This window comes from Delftia sp. SD018 (genome assembly GCF_017355445.1).
GTDB classification, from domain to species: Bacteria; Pseudomonadota; Gammaproteobacteria; order Burkholderiales; family Burkholderiaceae_C; genus Comamonas; species Comamonas acidovorans.
Genome location: NZ_JADDRN010000033.1, coordinates 43,667 through 61,155, shown reverse-complemented (window position 1 = coordinate 61,155; position 17,489 = coordinate 43,667). Strand labels below are relative to the sequence as shown.

The window sequence follows — 17,489 nt, the reverse complement described above, 5'->3', positions numbered from 1 at the left end:
AGTGCACGGTCAGCGGCAGCTGAAGCTGGCAGCGCTTTCCATGTCGCCGCTGCCGTTGTAGTGAGCGGCCAGCGGATGGGGGCACAGCGGCCGGGTGCGCGTGGGCGACCAGGTGGCGGGCAGGTCGGCGTTGACGCCGCCCGCATTGCCTGCGCCGCGCGCACTGGCGATCACGCGGTCTGGCGCCTGGCCTTTCTCCACCCAGGCCACGAGGGAGCTGAGCATGTCGAACTGCTCGGTGGCCGGGCCGCCGCTGCAGTGGTTCATGCCGGGCACCAGGTACAGGCGGGCGAAGTCGGCGGCGTCGCCATGGTTGCGGCGCAGCGTGTCGTACCACTGCACGGTGTCGTCGCTGGAGAAGATGGGATCGGCCGTGCCGTGGTAGACCATGAGCTTGGCGCCCCGGTTGCGCAGCACGGGCAGCTTGCCGTAGTCGGGCGGGAGCATGAAGGACAGCGCGCTTTCGGTGTACAGCGCCGTCGTGGCCTGGACCTTGGCCAGCATGCTGTCCACGCTGCCTGTCAGCGCGAACTGCGGGCCGTTGAAGCTGGCCGGGCTCTCCGGTGGCGCCTGCCAGACCAGGCCCACGGCGCCGGTGTCCAGGTTCAGCGAGTTGGAGAATTTCCAGCCGGCCCAGCCGGCCGTATCCAGGCCCGCGTCATACGGGAAGCTGCTGTAGATGCGGCTGCCGCCGCTGGTGGTGGCGCCCTTGAACAGGCCGGCAATGGTGCTCTTTTGTTCGGCGCTGAGGCAGCTGCCGTCGCGCGCGCCGCCGCAGGTGGGCACGTCGCGCGCCAGGTCGAAGCTCGCCTGGCAGGCTGCGCCGGCCTGCACCATGCCGTCGGTGGCGCCGTCCAGCGCATCGCACCGGGCCAGCACGGCCTGGCTGACCAGGCGGCGCTCGGCCTGGGTGAAGCCCGTGCCCAGATCCTGTGTCGTGGTGGCCAGCTTCGCATAGCCCTGGGCACCGGCAATGTTGGCAATGGCCGCCAGCGGCAGGCGCGTGCCGGGGTTGCCGGCAATGATGCCGTCGTACTGGTCTGCATAGCGCGAGGCCGCCACCATGGCGTGGCGCCCGCCGTTGGAGCAGCCGCCCAGGTAGGAGCGGTCCGGGCCCTTGCCATAGGCCGTCTGCAGCGCGCTGCGCGCCATGGGCGTGAGCTTGCCCACGGCCTGGTAGCCGTAGTCCAGCCGCGCCTGCGGGTCCAGGCCGAAGAAGGGGCCCAGGCTGCCTGCATGCCCCGCATCGGAGCTGAGCACGGCAAAGCCCATCTGCAGCGCATTGCCCAGCGGCCCGCCGCCCAGTGCGCCCACGGCCGTGCTCACGCTGCCGTCCAGGCCGCCGTTGGCCTGGTAGAAAAAGCGCCCGTTCCAGTCGCGCGGCAGGCGCATCTCGAAGCCCACGGCGTAGTTCTGACCGTCGACGGTGCTGACGCGCTCGTGCATGCGGCCGGTCACGCGGCAGTGCTCGGCAATGGGCTTGCCTGCCACCGTCAGCGTGCCGGCGGCCACGGTCTCAGCGGCGGTGATGCGGGTGTTGGGGAAGGATATTTTCGCGGCCAGGTCCGTGCACGACAGCAGCGTGGCGGGGCGGGCCTCGGCCAGCTGCGCGATGCCGTCGCTCGAGCCGCCGCAGGCGGCCAGCAGCAGGGCGGGAAGGGCGGCGGCCAGCGTGGCCGGCAAGGCGCGGGAACGGGTCTTGTGGATCTTTCTGTCCATGTCTGTCTCCTCGGAAGGTGGTGTGAAGCCTCAGCGCGAAACCGTTGCGTGGCAGCCGTTGCCCGCATCCGCATCGCTTTCTGATGGCCGCGATTTTGGTTATATTTAATAACCAATTCAAGCGGCCTTTGCGAATTTCTTATTGGGACTTCCCCTTGATGCCGGGGCAGGCAGCAGGCCGCACAGGAGACAGACATGGACCACGAAAAACTCATTGCCATCGACATCCACACGCATGCCGAGGTGAGCTGCTGGAACCCGTTCGACAACTACGGCGAGGAGTACGACCGCGCCGCCGACAAGTACTTCGGCAACGGCAGGCGCCCGACCATCGCCGAGACCGTGGCCTATTACCGCGAGCGCAACCTGGGCCTGGTGATGTTCACGGTGGACAGCGAGTCGCAGCTGGGCCGGCGCCGCATTCCCAACGAGGAGATCGCCGAGGCTGCGCGGGCCAACAGCGACATGATGGTGGCCTTCGCCAGCATCGATCCGCACAAGGGCCGCATGGGTGCGCGCGAGGCGCGGCGGCTGATCGAGGAAGAGGGCGTCAGGGGCTTCAAGTTCCACCCCACGGTGCAGGGCTTCCATCCCTACGACCGCATGGCCTGGCCGATCTACGAGGTGGTGGCCGAGTACCAACTGCCGGCCATCTTCCACACGGGCCACAGCGGCATTGGCAGCGGCATGCGCTGCGGCGGCGGCCTGCGCCTGGCCTACAGCAACCCCATGCACCTGGACGATGTGGCCATCGACTTTCCCGACATGCAGATCGTGATGGCCCACCCCAGCTTTCCCTGGCAGGAGGAGGCCCTGTCCGTGGCCCTGCACAAGCCCAATGTCTGGATCGATCTGTCGGGCTGGAGCCCCAAGTACTTTCCCCGGCAGCTGGTGCAGTACGCCAACACCCTGCTCAAGGACCGCGTGCTCTTCGGCAGCGACTATCCGCTGATCACGCCCGAGCGCTGGATGAAGGATTTCCAGGAAGCCGGCTTCAAGCCCGAGGTGATGCCCGGCATCCTCAAGGGCAACGCGGTGCGGCTGCTGGGGCTGGAGCAGCCGGCAGCGGAGAAGGCGGACTGAGCGCGCTCAGTTGTAGATCTTCTGCAGCAGCTGGATCAGCGTCCTGCGCTCGGCGTCGGTCAGGCGGTAGGTGGCATCCATTTCCAATTCCGACGCCGTTCTTTCCGCCCGGGCCGTGAGCTCGGCGCCGGCCGGCGTCAGGTGCACGCCCACGGCGCGGCGGTCGGTGGGGTGGGTGCGCCGCTCGATCAGCTTGCGGCGCTCCAGCGCTGCGATCAGGCCCACCAGGTTGGGCGGCATCACATCCAGCGCCGCGCACAGCTGGCGCGACGTGATGCCGGGGTTGTGGGACACCAGGGACAGCACGGAGAACTCCACCATCTTGAGATCGTGGGTGGCCATGCGCTCCACGAACACTTCGATGATGGACAGCGAGGCACGCCGGGCGTTGTAGCCCACGAGGGTGTGCAGGAAGGAGGCGTCGATGGACGGCCCCGGCGCTGCAGTGCTGGACGGGGCCGTGTTCTCTTCGGCAGGAGCGGGCTTGGGTGTGCGGGCGCGGGGCATGGGGACAAGGAACTGAAAGCCGAATCATAGTGGGGCGCGGCTGCCATGTCCCGATGCCGGCGCAGCGGACTTGCCCTGGTGCTAGAAGTCGAAAAGATCGGAGAGAAAGCCTTCGCGCTTCTTGCGGCGGTAACCATCGTGGCTGGAGTGCTCGCGCCGGTCATGGGATCCGTCAGGGCCCGCGCGCCGTTCCTGCGGGCGTTCATAGGCTGCTGGCGCTGTGGGTGCCTGGGCGGCGGAGCGCTCGATGAGCTTGTCCAGCTCTCCGCGGTCCAGCCAGACTCCGCGGCATTGGGGGCAGTAATCGATCTCTATGTTCTGGCGCTCGGAGATGATGAGCGTGGCATCTCGGCAGGCGGGACATTGCATGACAGTTTCACCTTTGCCTGTTCAGGCAGTGGCTCCATCGGCAGCGATGGAGTGTGGGCCGGGCTGTTATGCGTTGAGATCTCCAGCGAAGGCCGTTCGACTGCGGGGGCGATGGATAGTTCCGTCGCTCCAAGCGCCATCACCATCTCGTTCCAATCCATGCCGCCGTGGCCCGAGGCCGAAGGCCGTGGCGACTGGCCGCGTTTGCCTTCAGCCTGTCTTAAGGCGCGCTTCAGCGCCCCCTCATCCCCCCTTCAGCCCCCCTTCAGCCTGTGGGTGCGCCATGCGCCCGGACGGTCCTACATTGCGGCCTGCCCCCTTGCGGGCATGTCTGCATCAGCAACCAGGAGGACCATCCATGATGACTTTTCGCCATTCCCGCGCGTGGCTCGGCGCGGCCGGCATCGCCACCCTTGCCCTGGGCCTCGCGGCCTGCGGCGGGGGCTCTTCGGGCAGCACCAACCCCGGGCCGCGCATCTGGGGCTACATCCAGCTGCCTGACGGCAACAAGATGCGCTATTCGGTGGTCTTTCCCAAGGGGCCGGGGCCGTTTCCCGTGCTGATGGAGTACGACGGCTACGGATCGGGCTCGGTCACGGACCAGACCACCCAGGAGTGGACCAAGGAAGGCTATGCCGTGATGGGCCTGAACGTGCCCGGCACAGGCTGCTCCACGGGCGAGAACCAGTGGGCCGACGCCTCCGTGGGCGCGGCCGGGGCGCATGCGGTGGAGTGGGCGGCGCGCCAGGCGTGGTCCACGGGCAAGGTGGGCATGGTGGGCTATTCGTACTCGGGCTACGACCAGCTGTGGGTGGCGGCCCAGCGTCCGCCCAGCCTCAAGGCGATCGCGCCGGGCAAGAACGTGGCCGATCCCTACCGGGACGTGGCCTATCCGGGCGGCATCCAGAACATCGGCTTTCCCGCCAACTGGTGGCGGCAGTTCCCCGCGATATGGCGCAAGGCCGCCGACGATGCCAGGGCGCTGGACGGCGATACCGGATGCGCCCAGGTCGTGGAGGACAACATCCGCAAGATCCAGCGCCCCGATCTGGACATGGCGCGCTGGCTGGACGAGGACCGCTTCTTCGGCGCCCGCTACGCGCTCAAGAGCGCCATGAACTCCACGCACCGCATCGACATCCCCACGCTGGGCACCCAGTCCTGGCAGGACGAGCAGGTGGGCACCCGCATGGGCTACTACGAGGACAGCATCGCCCCGGACAAGATGTGGCTGATCAGCTCCAACGGCGACCACCACACCGACAACGCCCCCTTTCTGCGCGAGACCATGAAGCGCTTTTATGCGCGCTTTCTCAAGGGCGAGAGCAATGGCTTCGAGCACACGCCGCGCGTGCTGCTGGCGCAGGAAATGCAGTGGATGAACGGTGGGGGCGACTATGGGCAGCTGCGCCCCTCGGCCGTGGCCAGCTTTGACCGGCTGCCCGTGCGCGTCACGCCCATGACGCTGTGGCTGCAGCCGGGCGGCGGGCTGGGCGATGTGCCCCCGCAGGCCGAGCGCCAGTCGGCCAGCTACCGCTACCCGCTGCCGGGCGCCGAGGCCAACCATCCCGACGCGGATACCGAGTCCGGCGCGGGCCAATGGACGGCCAGCCTCGCCGGGCAGGGCCTGCTGCGCTTCACCACGGCCCCGCTGCCGCGCGCGCTGAGCTTTTATGGCGAGGCCTCGCTGGACCTGTGGCTCAGCGCCACGGCCGGTGACACCGATGTGCAGGTCACTGTCTCGGAGGTGCGTCCCGACGGCCAGGAGATGTTCGTGCAGCGCGGCTGGCTGCGTGCCTCCATGCGCGCGCTGGACGGCCAGCGCTCCACCGCCTTGCGGCCCTGGGGTGATTTCACCGAGACCGCCGTGCGCCCGCTGCGCCCCGGCGAGCCCACGCCGATGCGCGTGGAAATCCAGAAATTCGCCCATGTGTTCCGCGCGGGCTCCAGCCTGCGCGTGACCCTGGACACGCCTTCGCAGACCGGGTACTGGGCCTTCGACCATCTGTCCACGCCTTCGACCAACACCGTCTGGCTGGACCGCAGCCGGCCGTCGAAGATCGTGCTGGGCCACATCGCCTATGCCCATGAGCGGCAGCTGCCGGACTGCCGGCGCATGCTGCGCCAGCCCTGCAGGCCCAACGAGGAGGCCGTTCCTTCGGGCGTGGGCCCCCTGCCACCGCTGTGATTTCATGCCCCGGTGTTGACTATGAATGAACGTTCGTTCATCATTCGGGGCATGAAAAAGAAAGAAGACATCAGCGAGCGCCGGGCTGTCATCGTGGAGGCCGCCCTGCAGTGCTTCGTGGAGCGCGGCTTTCACTGCACCAGCATGCGCGACATTGCGCAGGCTGCCTCGGTGAGCCTGGGCAACCTGTACAACCACTTCGACAGCAAGCAGGCCTTGATTGCCGAGGTCGCCACGCAGGAGCAGACCGAGCTGCTGCCCTTGCTGCAGGCGCTGGAGCGGGCCGCAGCCCCTTCGCTGCCTGCGGTGGCGCAATTCCTGGCCGCCTACCAGGCGCTGTGCCGCCAGCGGGAATGGGCCGTGCTCAGCGCCGAATGCCTGTCCGAGATCGCGCGTTCGCCCGGGCTGGCGCCGGCCTTCGAGGCCAACCGCAGGCGCATGCTCGACGGCCTGGCAGGCTTCATGGAGCGCGGGGCGCAGCAGGGCCTCTTGCGGCCCGCCGTGCCCGTGCGCCTGGCCGCGCAACTGCTGCTGGATGCCGTGGAAAGCGATGCGCTGCGCTTTGCGCTGGCGGTGACGCCGCAAGAAGACGCGGGGGCGGATGAAGGGGTCGATGTGCTGCATCCCGCCTTGCTGGCCTGCCTTCTTGGAAGCGAGGCACGGGGGGACGCGACATGAGGCACGCCACCGGCAGGGGCGCCCGCCTGGCAGGGCTGGACCTGGCGCGCTACCTGGCGCTGGCAGGCATGGTGTTCGTCAACTTCAAGCAGGCCATGCATCCCGCGCTGCAGGAGCCGGGCTGGCTGCTGTCGTTCTTCCATTTTCTGGAGGGCAAGGCCTCGGCCACCTTCGTGGTGCTGGCAGGCCTGGGCCTGGTGCTGGCCACGCGCTCGCTGGAGCCGGCCACGGCGCGCCTCTGGACGCTGCGCCGCGCGTTGTTCCTGCTGGTGGCCGGTGGCATGAACCTGCTGATCTTTCCGGCCGACATCATTCACTACTACGCGGTGTATTTCGTGCTGGCCATCGCCTGGCTGCAGGCCGGCGCACGGGCGCTGCTGGCCGGCATGGCGGCCGTGGCCGTGCTCTCCGCCTGGGCCTTGCTGCAGCTGGACTACAGCCAGGGCTGGGACTGGGCGAGCCTGTCCTACCAGGACCTGTGGGAGCCGGCCGGCTTTGCGCGCAACCTGCTGTTCAACGGCTTCCATCCGGTGCTGCCCTGGTTTGCGTTCTTCCTCTGCGGCATGCTGCTGGCACGCCTGCCGCTGGCCGAGCCGCGCGTGCAATGGGGCCTGGTAGCTTCTGGTGTAGCGATGGTGGGCTTGGCCTGCGCCGTCTCGGCACTTGCGGCACAGAGTGAATGGGCTGCCTGGCTGGCCACCGGCCCCATGCCGCCCGGCCCAGCCTACCTGCTGATGGGCCTGGGCTGCGCCAGCATTGCCATAGGCGCCTGCCTGCGGCTGGCCGACCGCTGGCCCGCTGGACCGTGGCGCGGCCTGCTGCCGGCCGGGCGCATGACGCTGACCCTGTACCTGGCACACATCCTCATCGGCATGGGCCTGCTGGAGGCCATGGGCGCGCTGGACGGATCACGCAGCCTGCGCGAAGTGGCCGTGGCCGCCGCGCTGTACGTGATCATCGCCAGCCTGGCCGCCTGGGCCTGGAGCAGGAAGGTGGCGCAGGGGCCTGTGGAGTGGGTGATGCGACGGCTGACGGCACTGGATTGATCCACAGTCTGGAAATTGCGCTCGAATGAAGCCATCGTTTTGATGGCCGCAATGCCTTGTTTGTCTACACTTGCCCCCATTCAAAAATGGGGGAGATTCAATGGCTGAGGCGGTCTACAAGAAATGGCTCAGGGCTGTGATCGGGCTGCAATGCCTGTTGATCCTGGCCTTTGTCTTTCGGGGTTGGCTGTTGCCCGACCCATTGGGCCCCAGGCTTCCCTCAATCCAAGGCAATACAGTGTGGATTCAAAGCCATGGCGCTTTGCATCAGTTTGATCGGCAGGGCACACGCCTGCAGCGTCTGGAGTTGGCGCAATTGGGTTTGACCCCATCGGTCAGCAGCCTTCAGTTCATTGGCGAGAAGACGCTTTGGGCGCATGACCAGGGACGTGTGCATCGCTGCGATCTGGCAATGCAGCGCTGCGTGGCGCTGGATCTGCCCGATTTGTCCACACGCGGTGGCTATCGCTGGATGCGGGTAACGGCCGATGAAGCGCAGATTGTGGTCTCCGACGCATCCAATCACCGCGTTCTCGTTTACCAGCGCGACGCCGCTTCCAGTGCAGCGCAAGCCTATGTGCTGCTCAAGACCTACAGCGAAGGCCTGCGCTTTCCGAATCAGACGCTGCAGGTAGGCGAGCGCATGTGGGTGGCCAATACCAACCGCCATCAGATTGCGCAAATCGATACGGCACAGAGCACCCAGGCCGCGCCTGCCGTATTTCCCGTGGAATATGCGGGCCTGCGTTCCGGGCGCCGCTTCCCGTTCGCCATGCAGCTGGATGGCCAGCAGCGTCTATGGGTGCTGGTGGCAGACTCGAGCATGCGGGGAGCAGATCTGCTGTTGATGGATTCCCAGTTGAGGCCTGACCGGGTGATGCCGCTTTCGCCCGACCAGGACCCGAACGCCATCGCCATGGTGGGTCAGGAGTTGTTGCTGCCGGACATGACCCAATTCACCGTCCATCGCGTGGATCTGGACGGCCGCGTGCTGGAGCCTTTCGGGGATGCTGCATTCCGCGGCGAACTGGCGTCTGCCCGCTCGTCCTATGAATGGGGCAGGCGGTTGCCTTCGTTCCTGCTGGGCAGCATCGGGGTATTGATGGCTCTGGGACTGTGGCTTGCCTGGAAGGCGGGGGAATTGCGCCAATTGGGCGGCAAGCGCTGGCAGGAAGTGGGCGACACCGAAGCCTCCAGCGCGGTCGTGGTTTCCTCACCGTCCCAGCACGCCGCGCAGGCTTCTCAAACCTCGGAAGGAAAGCCGCTGGTCACTTCGGTCACGGCGCTTGCGGGCAGCACCGTGAAGCGCAGGCGTGCGCTTGCCATGGTTGGCGTTCTGCATTGCCTGGTTGCAGGAGGGATGGTCTACTGGTTCTTGCCGCTTTTGCACCAGCGCGACTGCGGTCCGGACAAATCGTGCGATCCAACGGGCATGCTCGGTGTCCTGCTGGTGCTTTTGGCTGTGTTGCCGCTGTGTCTGTATGCATGGCTTTGGCGCAAGCTCAAGCAGCTGGAGACCATGCGCATAGCCACGGACGGGCATCGGATCGCGGTACGCATGGCACGCAGGACCCGAAAATTCGATGCCAGTCGCGTCACCTGCACGCGCCAGCATTTGTGGATGGGCCTTCGCGCCATTCCCCTGCGACTCAATGGCAGTCCCCTGTTCGACGAGGCCGCGTTCAGGCGCGAGATCCTGGCGCGGTTGCCGCAGCTGCAGGTGCGCGATGGCGCCTGGGACTTCGCCGTGGCACGCCACTTCTGGTCCAACAGTGGTGTGCTGGGCAAGGCCTTGATGCTGCTGTATGTCGCGACCTTGCTGGGTTTTGGGGTTCGCCTGCTGGCCTGACGGGGTTGGTGACCCTGCTGTAAGATAGCCCTCCGCTCCGGGGTGCACGCCAGTGCTGAGATCCACACCCGAGAACTTGAACCGGGTCATTCCGGCGGAAGAAGAGCTTGCACCCCTGCGTGGCCGCCCATGCGCCACGGGCGGGGGAGCCTTCGGAGCATCACGTCCCAGCTCTCGAAGGAATTCCATGGACAAGGCCCGGCCCCAGGCGGCTTCTTTGGTCGCAGACCTGCTTGCATTCATCGCCATGGACGGCTGCACCGACGAGCAGTTCGACGCACTGGCCCTGCGGCTGTTCGCCTACCAATACGAATCGAATGCGCCGTTTCGCAGCTTCTGCCAGCGGCGCGGCGCCACGCTGCGCAATGTGAAGACCTGGAGCGACATTCCCGCCGTGCCCATTGACGCGTTCAAGGCCATGGAGCTGCGCAGCGAGCCGGCCTCGCCCGCGGAGCGCGTGTTCATGACCAGCGGCACCACGGGCCAGGCCAAGGGACTGTCCGCGCGCGGACGCCACTTCCATCCCGCGCTCGATGTCTACGATGCGTCGATGACGCGCAACTTCGCGCAGCGCTTCATGGCCGGGCACGAGCGCCTGCCCATGGGCATCCTCTTCCCCGACGAGCAGGCCATGCCCAACTCTTCGCTGGCCCACTACCTGGCGCTGGCCAAGACGGAATTCGGCACTCCCGACAGCCGCTACTTCCTCACCCCCGAAGGACTGGACATGCCCGGCCTGTGCGCCGTGCTGGAGGAGTCCGAGCGCAGCGGCCGCCCCTATGCGCTGCTGGGCGCCAGCTTCAGCCTGGTGCATGTGATGGATGCGCTGCGCGAGCAGGGCCGCAGCTTTTGCCTGCCGCCAGGCAGCCGCATCCTGGACACGGGCGGCTACAAGGGCCAGTCGCGCGAGCTGCCGCTGGAGGATTTCTACGCCGACCTGTCCCGGCTGCTGGGCGTGCCGCGCAGCCACTGCATCAACATGTACGGCATGACCGAGTTGAGCACGCAGTTCTATGACGACGGCAATGCCACGCTGCCCTCGGTCAAGTCGGGGCCGCACTGGATACGCTCGCGCCTGGTCGAACCCGTCACCGGCCGCAGCGTGGCTCCCGGCGAGCGCGGCATTCTCGTGCACTGCGACCTGGCCAACTACAACGCGGTCACCACCATCCTCACCGAGGACGTGGGCCTGTGGGCCGGCCATGGCGAGAACAGCGGTTTCCTGTTGCTGGGGCGTGCCGAGGGCGCAGCGGCCAAGGGCTGCTCGCTGGCGGTCGATGAATTCGTGAAGGCCGCTGCTGCATGAACATCGAGCGGATCACGGCCGGCTACCTGCCTGGTTTGCGCGAGGACGAGGTGCAGTGGCATGTGCTGCCCTTCGAACGCGGCGGCGTGCGGCTGGAAGTCTCCGTGCCCCTGCTGACCGGCCCGCAGATGCATGCGCTGGCAGCCCATGTGCGCCGTGCCGCCGACCGCCACCTGAGGGCCATGCCCGTGGCCGAGATCATCGACGCCATCGACCGCGCCATCGCCCGCCTGCTGGACCGCAGCGATCCCTATCGGCGCCAGGCCGAGGCCTGGCTGCCCGTGGTCAGCGGCTATGACGCCGACATGGTGCGCCTGGGGTTGACGGGCTTCTTCAAGACCTTTCGCGCCGCCCAGCTGCGGCGCTTCGTGGCCGAGGACTTTGCCAACCCGGCCGTGCTCGACGGCTTCCAGCCCGCGCCCAAGGGCGGCGCGGTGCGTGCCTTCGGCCCTGACCTGCTGATGCACAGCTGGGCCGGCAACGTGCCTGCGCTGTCCCTGTGGAGCCTGGTCTGCGGCCTGCTGGTCAAGGCGCCCGCCATTGGCAAGCTGGCCAGCGCCGAGCCGCTGTTCGCGGGCTGGTTCGCACGGCTGCTGGCCGAGGTGCATCCGCTGCTGGCCGATTGTCTGGCCGTGGTGTGGTGGAGCGGTGCGGGGGGTGTGGATGGGGCGGATGGCGCCGATGGCGTGGATGGCGGTGGAGCCGCCGCGCTCCACGCCGAGGCCGACACCGTGCTCGCCTACGGCGGCAACCAGACGCTGCAGGCACTGCGCCAGCGCCTGCCCGTGACCACGCGCTTTCTGCTGCACGGCCACAAGCTGGGCTTTGGCATGGTGGGCGCTGCCGCGCTGGACACGCTCAAGGCGCCCGCCGTGGCGCGGCTGGCGGCCTGGGACGTGATGCGCTACGACCAGCAGGGCTGCTACTCGCCCCATGTCTTCTACGTGGAGCGCGGCGCCCCCGTCTCTGCGCGTGCCTTTGCCGACTATCTGGCGGCCGAACTGGCCAACCTGCAGCGGCGCTTTGCACGCCGGCCGTTGGAGCTGGAGGAGGGCGCCGCCGTGGCCCGCTGGCAGCAGTCCGTGGAATGGTCGGGCGACGCGCAGCAGCTGCTGGGCCCCGTTGACGCGCCCTGGAGCGTGGCGTACAGCGACAGCCTGCAGCCGCTGGCGCCCACGGCCCTGTACCGCACGATTGCCGTGGTGGGCGTGGACCGCCTGGATGACGCCGTGCCCGTGGTGGCCGCGCAGCGCGAATACTTGCAGACGGCCGGCATTGCCGCCTCGCCCGAGCAGCTGTACCGCCTGGCCGGCCTGCTGGGCGCGGCCGGCGTCACGCGCATCAGCGCCATCGGCTCCATGAGCATGCCCGAGGCCGGCTGGCACCATGACGGCCGCTTCAACCTGCTGGACCTGGTGCGCATGACCGAGATCGAGCAATCTGCCGAGGCGGCGGCGCAGCCGTTCGCCCCGTATGCGGATTGACATCCATGCACACCGGCACGACGGGCACGACGGGCATGACGGGCATGACGGTCATCACAGACGGGACTGACGGCATGGCGTTCCTCGATATCGAACAGGTGGTGTTCACCTACCCGGGCCGCCCGCCGGTGGTGGACGGCGTGGACTGGCGCGTGCAGGCCGGTGAGGTCCACTGCCTGCTGGGCCGCAGCGGCTGCGGCAAGACCACCTTGCTCAAGCTGGCGGCGGGGCTGCTCAGGCCGCAGTCGGGCCGAATCCTGCTGCGTGGCGCCGAGCTGGCCGAGCCCGGCCCGCAACTGGGCTTCATGTTCCAGGCGCCCACGCTGCTGGAGTGGCATACGGCGCTGGGCAATGTGCTGCTGCCCGTGTCGCTGCAAAGGCGCCCCGCGCCGCAGGACGAGCAGCGCGCCCTGGCGCTGCTGGAGCAGCTGGGCCTGGCCAGCCACGCGCAGCGCCATCCGCGCCATCTCTCGGGCGGGCAGCAAAGCCGCGTGGCGCTGGCACGGGCGCTGGTGCTGGACCCGCCCCTGCTGCTGCTGGACGAGCCCTTTGCCGCGCTGGACGCCATCACGCGCGCCGAGCTGCAGGACGACCTGCTGCGCACCTGCCGCGAGCGCGGCACCACGGTGCTCTTCGTCACCCACGACATCAACGAGGCCGTCTACCTGGGCGACCGCATCGCCCTCATGCACGGCGGGCGCATCGTGGCCGATATGGCGGTCGATCTGCCCGCGCCGCGCACCCAGGCCATGCGCCACGGGCCGGCGTTCAACGAGCACTGCGCCCGCGTGCGCGCAGCCATGGACAGGACGGCGGCATGACGGTGTCCTTGTTCCATGCCCGCCTGCTGGCCGCCGCGCTGGCGCTGGTCCTGCTGGGCCTGTGGGAGCTGCTGGTGCGGCAATGGGGCCTGTCCGCCCTGGTGCTGCCGGCGCCCTCGGCCATTGCGGCATCGCTGTGGACGGGGCTGGCCACGGGCTATTTCTGGCCGCACATCTGGGCGACGCTCCAGGCCCTGCTGCTGGGGCTGGCGGCCGGCAGCGCGATCGGCCTGCTGGCGGGCATGGCCCTGGCTGAATCCGAGCTGCTCGAGCGTGTGCTCAAGCCCTATGTGGTGGTCAGCCAGGTCGTGCCCAAGCTGGCGCTGGCGCCGCTGTTCGTGCTGTGGTTCGGCTTCGGCATGCTGCCCACGGTGCTGATCACGGCGCTGATCTGTTTTTTCCCGCTGATGGAAAATACCCTGACCGGCCTGCGCCAGGTCGATGCCCAGCGGCTGCAGCTGTTTCGCATGCTGGGCGCCACGCGGCTGCAGACGCTGCTGCGCCTGAAGCTGCCCACGGGCCTGCCCGCCATTCTTGCGGGCCTGCGCGTGGCCGTGGTGCTGGCCCTGGTCGGCGCCGTGGTGGCCGAATTCATGGGCGCCAGCCGCGGCCTGGGCGCCGTGGTCATTGCCGCCCAGGGAATGATGGACACCACCCTCATGTTTGCGGCCCTGGTGCTGATCGCCGCCATGGGCCTGCTGCTGTACCAGGCCTGCCTGGTGCTGGAGCGCCGGCTGCTGCGCTCGCGGGCCGCCTGACCACCCTGAACACTTCCGAAACCTTTTTTCCAAGCGCCATGCACACACCGCAATCCCCCTTCCTCACCCGCCGCAGCCTGCTGGGCGCCTCTGCCGGTTTTGCCGGCCTGGCGCTGGCCGGCAATTGCCTGGCCGCTCCTGTGCAAGGCAAGATCCGCCTGGCCGGATGGAGCAAGCCCATCAGCGAGATCACCAACATCCTGGCCGAGCCCGACAAGGGCTTCTTCAAGGCCCAGGGCGTGGAGCTGGCCTACCTGCCCGGCGCGGGTGGCGGCGACGCCATCCGCAACATGCTCAGCGGCCAGGCCGATGTGGCCTTCACCGATCCCGGCTCCTTCTTCATGGCCCTGGACAAGGGCGAAAAGCTGGTCGCCATCTACGACATCTACCCGCAGAACGTGTTCAACGTGGTCTCGCTCAAGTCGGCCGGCATCCGCAAGCCGGCGGACCTCAAGGGCAAGAGGATCGGCGTCTACAGCCTGTCCAGCGGCACGCGCCAGAACCTGCTGGTGATGCTGCACCAGGCCGGCCTCAAGGAGTCGGACGTGACCATCGTCGTCACCGGCCTGCTCAACTTCGCGCCGCTGATGCAGGGCCAGGTCGATGCCACGGCCGCCACCGACACCGGCCTGGCCGTGGGCCTGCGCAAAGGCATTGGCGAGGTCGATGTGATGCAGGTGCGCGACCACCTCAACATCTCCAGTGACATGTTCGTGGTGCGCGAGGACACGCTGCGCGACAAGAAGGATCTGCTGCGCGCCTTCCTCAAGGGCTACCGCGACAGCGCCGCCTGGATGATGGCCAACCCCGATGAGGCTGCCACGCTGGCCGGCAAGCACGCCATCGACGGCACCCAGCGCGATATCAACCTGGACGTGATCCGCCTGCGCAACGCGTCTTCGCAGCCGCTGCAGGCCGGCAAGCCACTGGGCAGCTTCGACCTGGCCGCCCTGCAAAAGGGCGCCGACGCCTACCGCGCGCTGGGCATGGTGCAAAGGCAGATCAAGGTGTCCGACGTGGTGGACACCAGCCTGCTGCCCGGGGCCTGAGATGGCACAGCCGTCTTCCCTGGGCCTGCAAGGCAAGGTGGTGCTGGTCACCGGCGCCGGCCGCGGCATAGGCGCGGCCATTGCCACCGCCTTTGCGCGCGAGGGTGCCCTCGTGGCGGTCAACCACCTGTCCAACGATGCTGCCGCCGCGCAGACCGTGGCGGCCTGCCAGGCTGCGGGCAAGCAGGCCGGAGGCGATGCCTGGGCCATCAAGGCCGATGTGGGCTCGCAGCCCGCCGTCCAGGCCATGACCGAGGCCATTGCGCGCGAGGCGGGCGCCATCGACATCGTGGTCAACAACGCCTTCAAACCCTACGCCTTCGACCCCGAGCGCCGCCGCCTCTTCGACGACCTGCAATGGAGCGACTACCAGGCCCAGTACGACGGTGCCGTGGGCGCGGCCTTCAACGTCTGCCGCGCCGTGCTGCCGCAGATGCGCCAGCGCGCGCGGGGCAGCATCGTCAACATTGCCAGCAACCTGGTGGAGCACCCCGTCGTGCCCTACCACGACTACACCACGGCCAAGGCCTCGCTGGTGGCCTTCAGCCGCAACCTGGCCAGCGAGCTGGGGCCCGTGGGCATACGCGTCAACTGCGTGGCGCCGGGCCTGGTCTACCCCACGCAGGGCACGCAGGACACGCGCGAGTCCTTCCGCGAATCGCTGATGGCCGCCACGCCGCTGCGCCGCCTGGCAAGCCCCGAAGACGTGGCAGGGCCGGTGCTGTTCCTGGCCTCGGAACTGAGCGGCTTCATGACGGGGCAGCTGCTCTTTGTCGATGGCGGCCTGGTGATGCGCTGAGCCTGTTCTAGAACTGCTCCCACTCATCGGCCATCTCGGCCGCCGTGGCGCGGCGGGGTGCCGTGGTCCTGGCGGGCAGCGCCACAGGCGCGCTGGAGGCCGCAGCCGCTGCCGCGCGCAAGGGCTTGGCGGGGCGGGGCACGGCAGGGGCCAGCGCAGGAGACGGCCTGGCGGTCTGTGCGCGCGCCAGCCCGACCGCTGCCACCGGCGCGGACACGGCCTGTGCCCGGGCCTCCCTTTCATCCAGGCGGAACACGCTGACCAGCTGCACCAACTGCGCCGCCTGCTTGTTCAGGCTGTCGGCAGCGGCGGCGGACTCTTCCACCAGGGAGGCGTTTTGCTGCGTCACCTGGTCGAGCTGCTGCACGGCGTCGCTGACCTGGGTCACGCCCTGGGACTGCTCCTGCGTGGCGGCGCCAATGTCGGAGATCAGTTCGGCCACGCGGTGCGTCTGGGTGACGATGTCGTTCATGGTGTTGCCGGCCTCGGCCACCTGGCGGGAGCCGGCAGCGACCTTGCCCACGCTCTCGCTGATCAGGCCCTTGATCTCCTTGGCCGCGTTGGCGCAGCGCTGGGCCAGGGAACGCACCTCCGAGGCGACCACCGCAAAGCCCTTGCCCTGTTCCCCGGCACGCGCGGCCTCCACGGCGGCGTTGAGCGCGAGGATGTTGGTCTGGAACGCAATGGCGTCGATCACGCCGATGATTTCCTCGATCTTGCGCGAGCTGTGCGTGATGTCCTCCATGGTGCTGACCACGCCATGCACCACCTCGCCGCCGTGCACGGCCGTGGCGCTGGCCGACTGGGCCAGGCCCGAGGCGCTGCGCACCGTGTCCACGTTTTGCTGGATGGTGGCGGTCATCTGCTCCATGGAGGCGGCCGTCTCCTCCAGGTTGGCGGCCTGCTCCTCCGTGCGAGCGCTCAGGTCGGCGTTGCCCGAGGCGATCTGGCTGGCGCCCGTGGCAATCGATTCGCTGCTGTGGCGCACCTGGCTGACGATGTCTGCCAGGCTCGCGCGCATGGAGTTCAGCGCAGCCAGCAGGCTGGTGGTGTCACCGGGCCGCAGCGCCACGGCCACCGCCAGGTTGCCCCTGGCGACTTCCTGCGTGATCTGCGCCGCGTAGGCGGGCTCCCCGCCCAGCAGGCCCGTGATGCGCCGCGTGATGGCCCAGCCCACCAGCGCGCCTATGGCCAGTGCGGCCAGCGCCAGGGACAGCATCAGCCGCCCGGCAGCCAGGGATTTGTCCTCGGAGGCCTGCGCCGTTTCCGTGGCACGCACCTGCTGGTGGGCCAGGATGTCATTGATGGAGTTGAAGAACGCGTCCTGGCGTTTGCGGAACTCCCCGCTTTCGCCGAGCATGGCCGAGACGGCTTGCAGGTCGTGGCGCGTGGCCGCCTCCATGAACTGGTCGAGCAGCGGCAGATAGGCAATGCGCGCGTTCTTCATGTTGTCGTACAGCGCAACGCCCTGCGGTGTGCTCAGGCCTTCGCGGAATTTCTCCATCAGCTGGCTGATCTTCTGGCGCTGTGCATCCAGTGCGGCCTTGGCCAGCTTCTTTTCCCCGGCGTCCTCCATCAGCGCCATGCTGCGCACGCCGCGAAAGATGAACTCCACCGAGCCCTTGATCTCCACCAGCCTGAGCAGGCTGGTGATCCGCTTGTCGGCCAGGTAGGCCACATCATCGGAGGCCTGTACCAGCTGGGCGCGGCCATACAGCGCAATCGACAGCGCGATGGCAATCAGAATCGAAAATCCCAGACCCAACATGGAGCCCGTCTTCATGTTTTTCAGGTATTTCATGCGTATTCCTTTCAGTATTCAATATGGCTGCG

Annotated in this window: 15 protein-coding genes and 1 riboswitch; of the genes, 11 read left to right on the top strand and 4 right to left on the bottom strand. The window is 68.0% G+C overall.

The window, feature by feature from the left end:
* Positions 1-9: 9 nt before the first annotated feature.
* Entirely contained in the window at positions 10-1,719 is a 1,710-nt protein-coding gene (locus tag INR38_RS24980) for a tannase/feruloyl esterase family alpha/beta hydrolase (protein ID WP_207443930.1), read from the bottom strand.
* Between the two features lie 195 nt (positions 1,720-1,914).
* On the opposite strand from INR38_RS24980, the gene INR38_RS24975 reads away from it, so the two are divergent.
* The gene (locus INR38_RS24975) at positions 1,915-2,802 is read left to right on the top strand and encodes an amidohydrolase family protein (protein WP_207443928.1); all 888 of its coding nucleotides are present in this window, start codon (positions 1,915-1,917) and stop codon (positions 2,800-2,802) included.
* A gap of 6 nt (positions 2,803-2,808) precedes the next feature.
* Here INR38_RS24975 and INR38_RS24970 read toward each other — a convergent pair whose 3' ends face one another.
* Both INR38_RS24970 and INR38_RS24965 read right to left on the bottom strand, forming a co-directional pair.
* Positions 2,809-3,309, bottom strand: a complete 501-nt coding sequence (locus INR38_RS24970; protein ID WP_099733267.1) for a MarR family transcriptional regulator — start codon at positions 3,307-3,309, stop codon at positions 2,809-2,811.
* An 81-nt stretch (positions 3,310-3,390) separates the two neighbouring features.
* Complete coding sequence (locus INR38_RS24965) at positions 3,391-3,678, bottom strand: zf-TFIIB domain-containing protein (RefSeq protein ID WP_012206334.1); 288 nt, start codon at positions 3,676-3,678, stop codon at positions 3,391-3,393.
* 358 nt (positions 3,679-4,036) lie between these two features.
* On the opposite strand from INR38_RS24965, the gene INR38_RS24960 reads away from it, so the two are divergent.
* From INR38_RS24960 to INR38_RS24915, 10 genes are all read left to right on the top strand, one after another.
* A complete protein-coding gene (locus INR38_RS24960; RefSeq protein WP_207443926.1) occupies positions 4,037-5,866 on the top strand; it encodes a CocE/NonD family hydrolase in 1,830 nt (609 codons plus the stop codon).
* Between the two features lie 51 nt (positions 5,867-5,917).
* On the top strand, positions 5,918-6,544 hold the full coding sequence (locus tag INR38_RS24955; protein WP_242699184.1) for a TetR/AcrR family transcriptional regulator: 627 nt from the start codon (positions 5,918-5,920) through the stop codon (positions 6,542-6,544).
* Entirely contained in the window at positions 6,541-7,590 is a 1,050-nt protein-coding gene (locus INR38_RS24950; RefSeq protein ID WP_207443922.1) for a DUF418 domain-containing protein, read from the top strand. The genes INR38_RS24955 and INR38_RS24950 overlap by 4 nt, the downstream gene beginning before the upstream one ends.
* A gap of 100 nt (positions 7,591-7,690) precedes the next feature.
* The gene (locus tag INR38_RS24945; RefSeq protein ID WP_207443920.1) at positions 7,691-9,439 is read left to right on the top strand and encodes a hypothetical protein; all 1,749 of its coding nucleotides are present in this window, start codon (positions 7,691-7,693) and stop codon (positions 9,437-9,439) included.
* Between the two features lie 28 nt (positions 9,440-9,467).
* A riboswitch (TPP riboswitch) is annotated at positions 9,468-9,559 on the top strand.
* A 67-nt stretch (positions 9,560-9,626) separates the two neighbouring features.
* On the top strand, positions 9,627-10,745 hold the full coding sequence (locus INR38_RS24940; RefSeq protein WP_207443918.1) for a long-chain fatty acid--CoA ligase: 1,119 nt from the start codon (positions 9,627-9,629) through the stop codon (positions 10,743-10,745).
* A complete protein-coding gene (locus INR38_RS24935) occupies positions 10,742-12,229 on the top strand; it encodes an acyl-CoA reductase (protein WP_207443916.1) in 1,488 nt (495 codons plus the stop codon). Before INR38_RS24940 ends, INR38_RS24935 begins: the two co-directional genes overlap by 4 nt.
* Positions 12,230-12,273: 44 nt before the next feature.
* On the top strand, positions 12,274-13,050 hold the full coding sequence (locus INR38_RS24930; protein WP_207443936.1) for an ABC transporter ATP-binding protein: 777 nt from the start codon (positions 12,274-12,276) through the stop codon (positions 13,048-13,050).
* The gene (locus INR38_RS24925) at positions 13,047-13,808 is read left to right on the top strand and encodes an ABC transporter permease (RefSeq protein ID WP_016450562.1); all 762 of its coding nucleotides are present in this window, start codon (positions 13,047-13,049) and stop codon (positions 13,806-13,808) included. The genes INR38_RS24930 and INR38_RS24925 overlap by 4 nt, the downstream gene beginning before the upstream one ends.
* Before the next feature lie 38 nt (positions 13,809-13,846).
* Complete coding sequence (locus tag INR38_RS24920; protein WP_207443914.1) at positions 13,847-14,857, top strand: ABC transporter substrate-binding protein; 1,011 nt, start codon at positions 13,847-13,849, stop codon at positions 14,855-14,857.
* Between the two features lies 1 nt (position 14,858).
* Positions 14,859-15,656, top strand: a complete 798-nt coding sequence (locus tag INR38_RS24915; protein ID WP_207443913.1) for an SDR family oxidoreductase — start codon at positions 14,859-14,861, stop codon at positions 15,654-15,656.
* Positions 15,657-15,663: 7 nt separating this feature from the next.
* Here the strand turns inward: INR38_RS24915 and INR38_RS24910 are convergent, their stop codons facing one another.
* Positions 15,664-17,457 carry a methyl-accepting chemotaxis protein gene (locus tag INR38_RS24910; protein ID WP_207443911.1) on the bottom strand — a complete coding sequence of 598 codons (1,794 nt, stop codon included), beginning with the start codon at positions 17,455-17,457 and terminating at the stop codon, positions 15,664-15,666.
* Between the last annotated feature and the right edge of the window lie 32 nt (positions 17,458-17,489).

What these genes read in the sequence shown, in the direction of transcription:
- INR38_RS24945 (WP_207443920.1), top strand. Translation starts at nt 7,691, where the DNA reads ATGGCTGAGGCGGTCTACAAGAAATGGCTCAGGGCTGTGATCGGGCTG.
- INR38_RS24920 (WP_207443914.1), top strand. Translation starts at nt 13,847, where the DNA reads ATGCACACACCGCAATCCCCCTTCCTCACCCGCCGCAGCCTGCTGGGC.
- INR38_RS24960 (WP_207443926.1), top strand. Translation starts at nt 4,037, where the DNA reads ATGATGACTTTTCGCCATTCCCGCGCGTGGCTCGGCGCGGCCGGCATC.
- INR38_RS24975 (WP_207443928.1), top strand. Translation starts at nt 1,915, where the DNA reads ATGGACCACGAAAAACTCATTGCCATCGACATCCACACGCATGCCGAG.
- INR38_RS24910 (WP_207443911.1), bottom strand. Translation starts at nt 17,457, where the DNA reads ATGAAATACCTGAAAAACATGAAGACGGGCTCCATGTTGGGTCTGGGA.
- INR38_RS24940 (WP_207443918.1), top strand. Translation starts at nt 9,627, where the DNA reads ATGGACAAGGCCCGGCCCCAGGCGGCTTCTTTGGTCGCAGACCTGCTT.
- INR38_RS24925 (WP_016450562.1), top strand. Translation starts at nt 13,047, where the DNA reads ATGACGGTGTCCTTGTTCCATGCCCGCCTGCTGGCCGCCGCGCTGGCG.
- INR38_RS24965 (WP_012206334.1), bottom strand. Translation starts at nt 3,678, where the DNA reads ATGCAATGTCCCGCCTGCCGAGATGCCACGCTCATCATCTCCGAGCGC.
- INR38_RS24950 (WP_207443922.1), top strand. Translation starts at nt 6,541, where the DNA reads ATGAGGCACGCCACCGGCAGGGGCGCCCGCCTGGCAGGGCTGGACCTG.
- INR38_RS24930 (WP_207443936.1), top strand. Translation starts at nt 12,274, where the DNA reads ATGACGGTCATCACAGACGGGACTGACGGCATGGCGTTCCTCGATATC.
- INR38_RS24970 (WP_099733267.1), bottom strand. Translation starts at nt 3,309, where the DNA reads ATGCCCCGCGCCCGCACACCCAAGCCCGCTCCTGCCGAAGAGAACACG.
- INR38_RS24915 (WP_207443913.1), top strand. Translation starts at nt 14,859, where the DNA reads ATGGCACAGCCGTCTTCCCTGGGCCTGCAAGGCAAGGTGGTGCTGGTC.
- INR38_RS24955 (WP_242699184.1), top strand. Translation starts at nt 5,918, where the DNA reads ATGAAAAAGAAAGAAGACATCAGCGAGCGCCGGGCTGTCATCGTGGAG.
- INR38_RS24935 (WP_207443916.1), top strand. Translation starts at nt 10,742, where the DNA reads ATGAACATCGAGCGGATCACGGCCGGCTACCTGCCTGGTTTGCGCGAG.
- INR38_RS24980 (WP_207443930.1), bottom strand. Translation starts at nt 1,719, where the DNA reads ATGGACAGAAAGATCCACAAGACCCGTTCCCGCGCCTTGCCGGCCACG.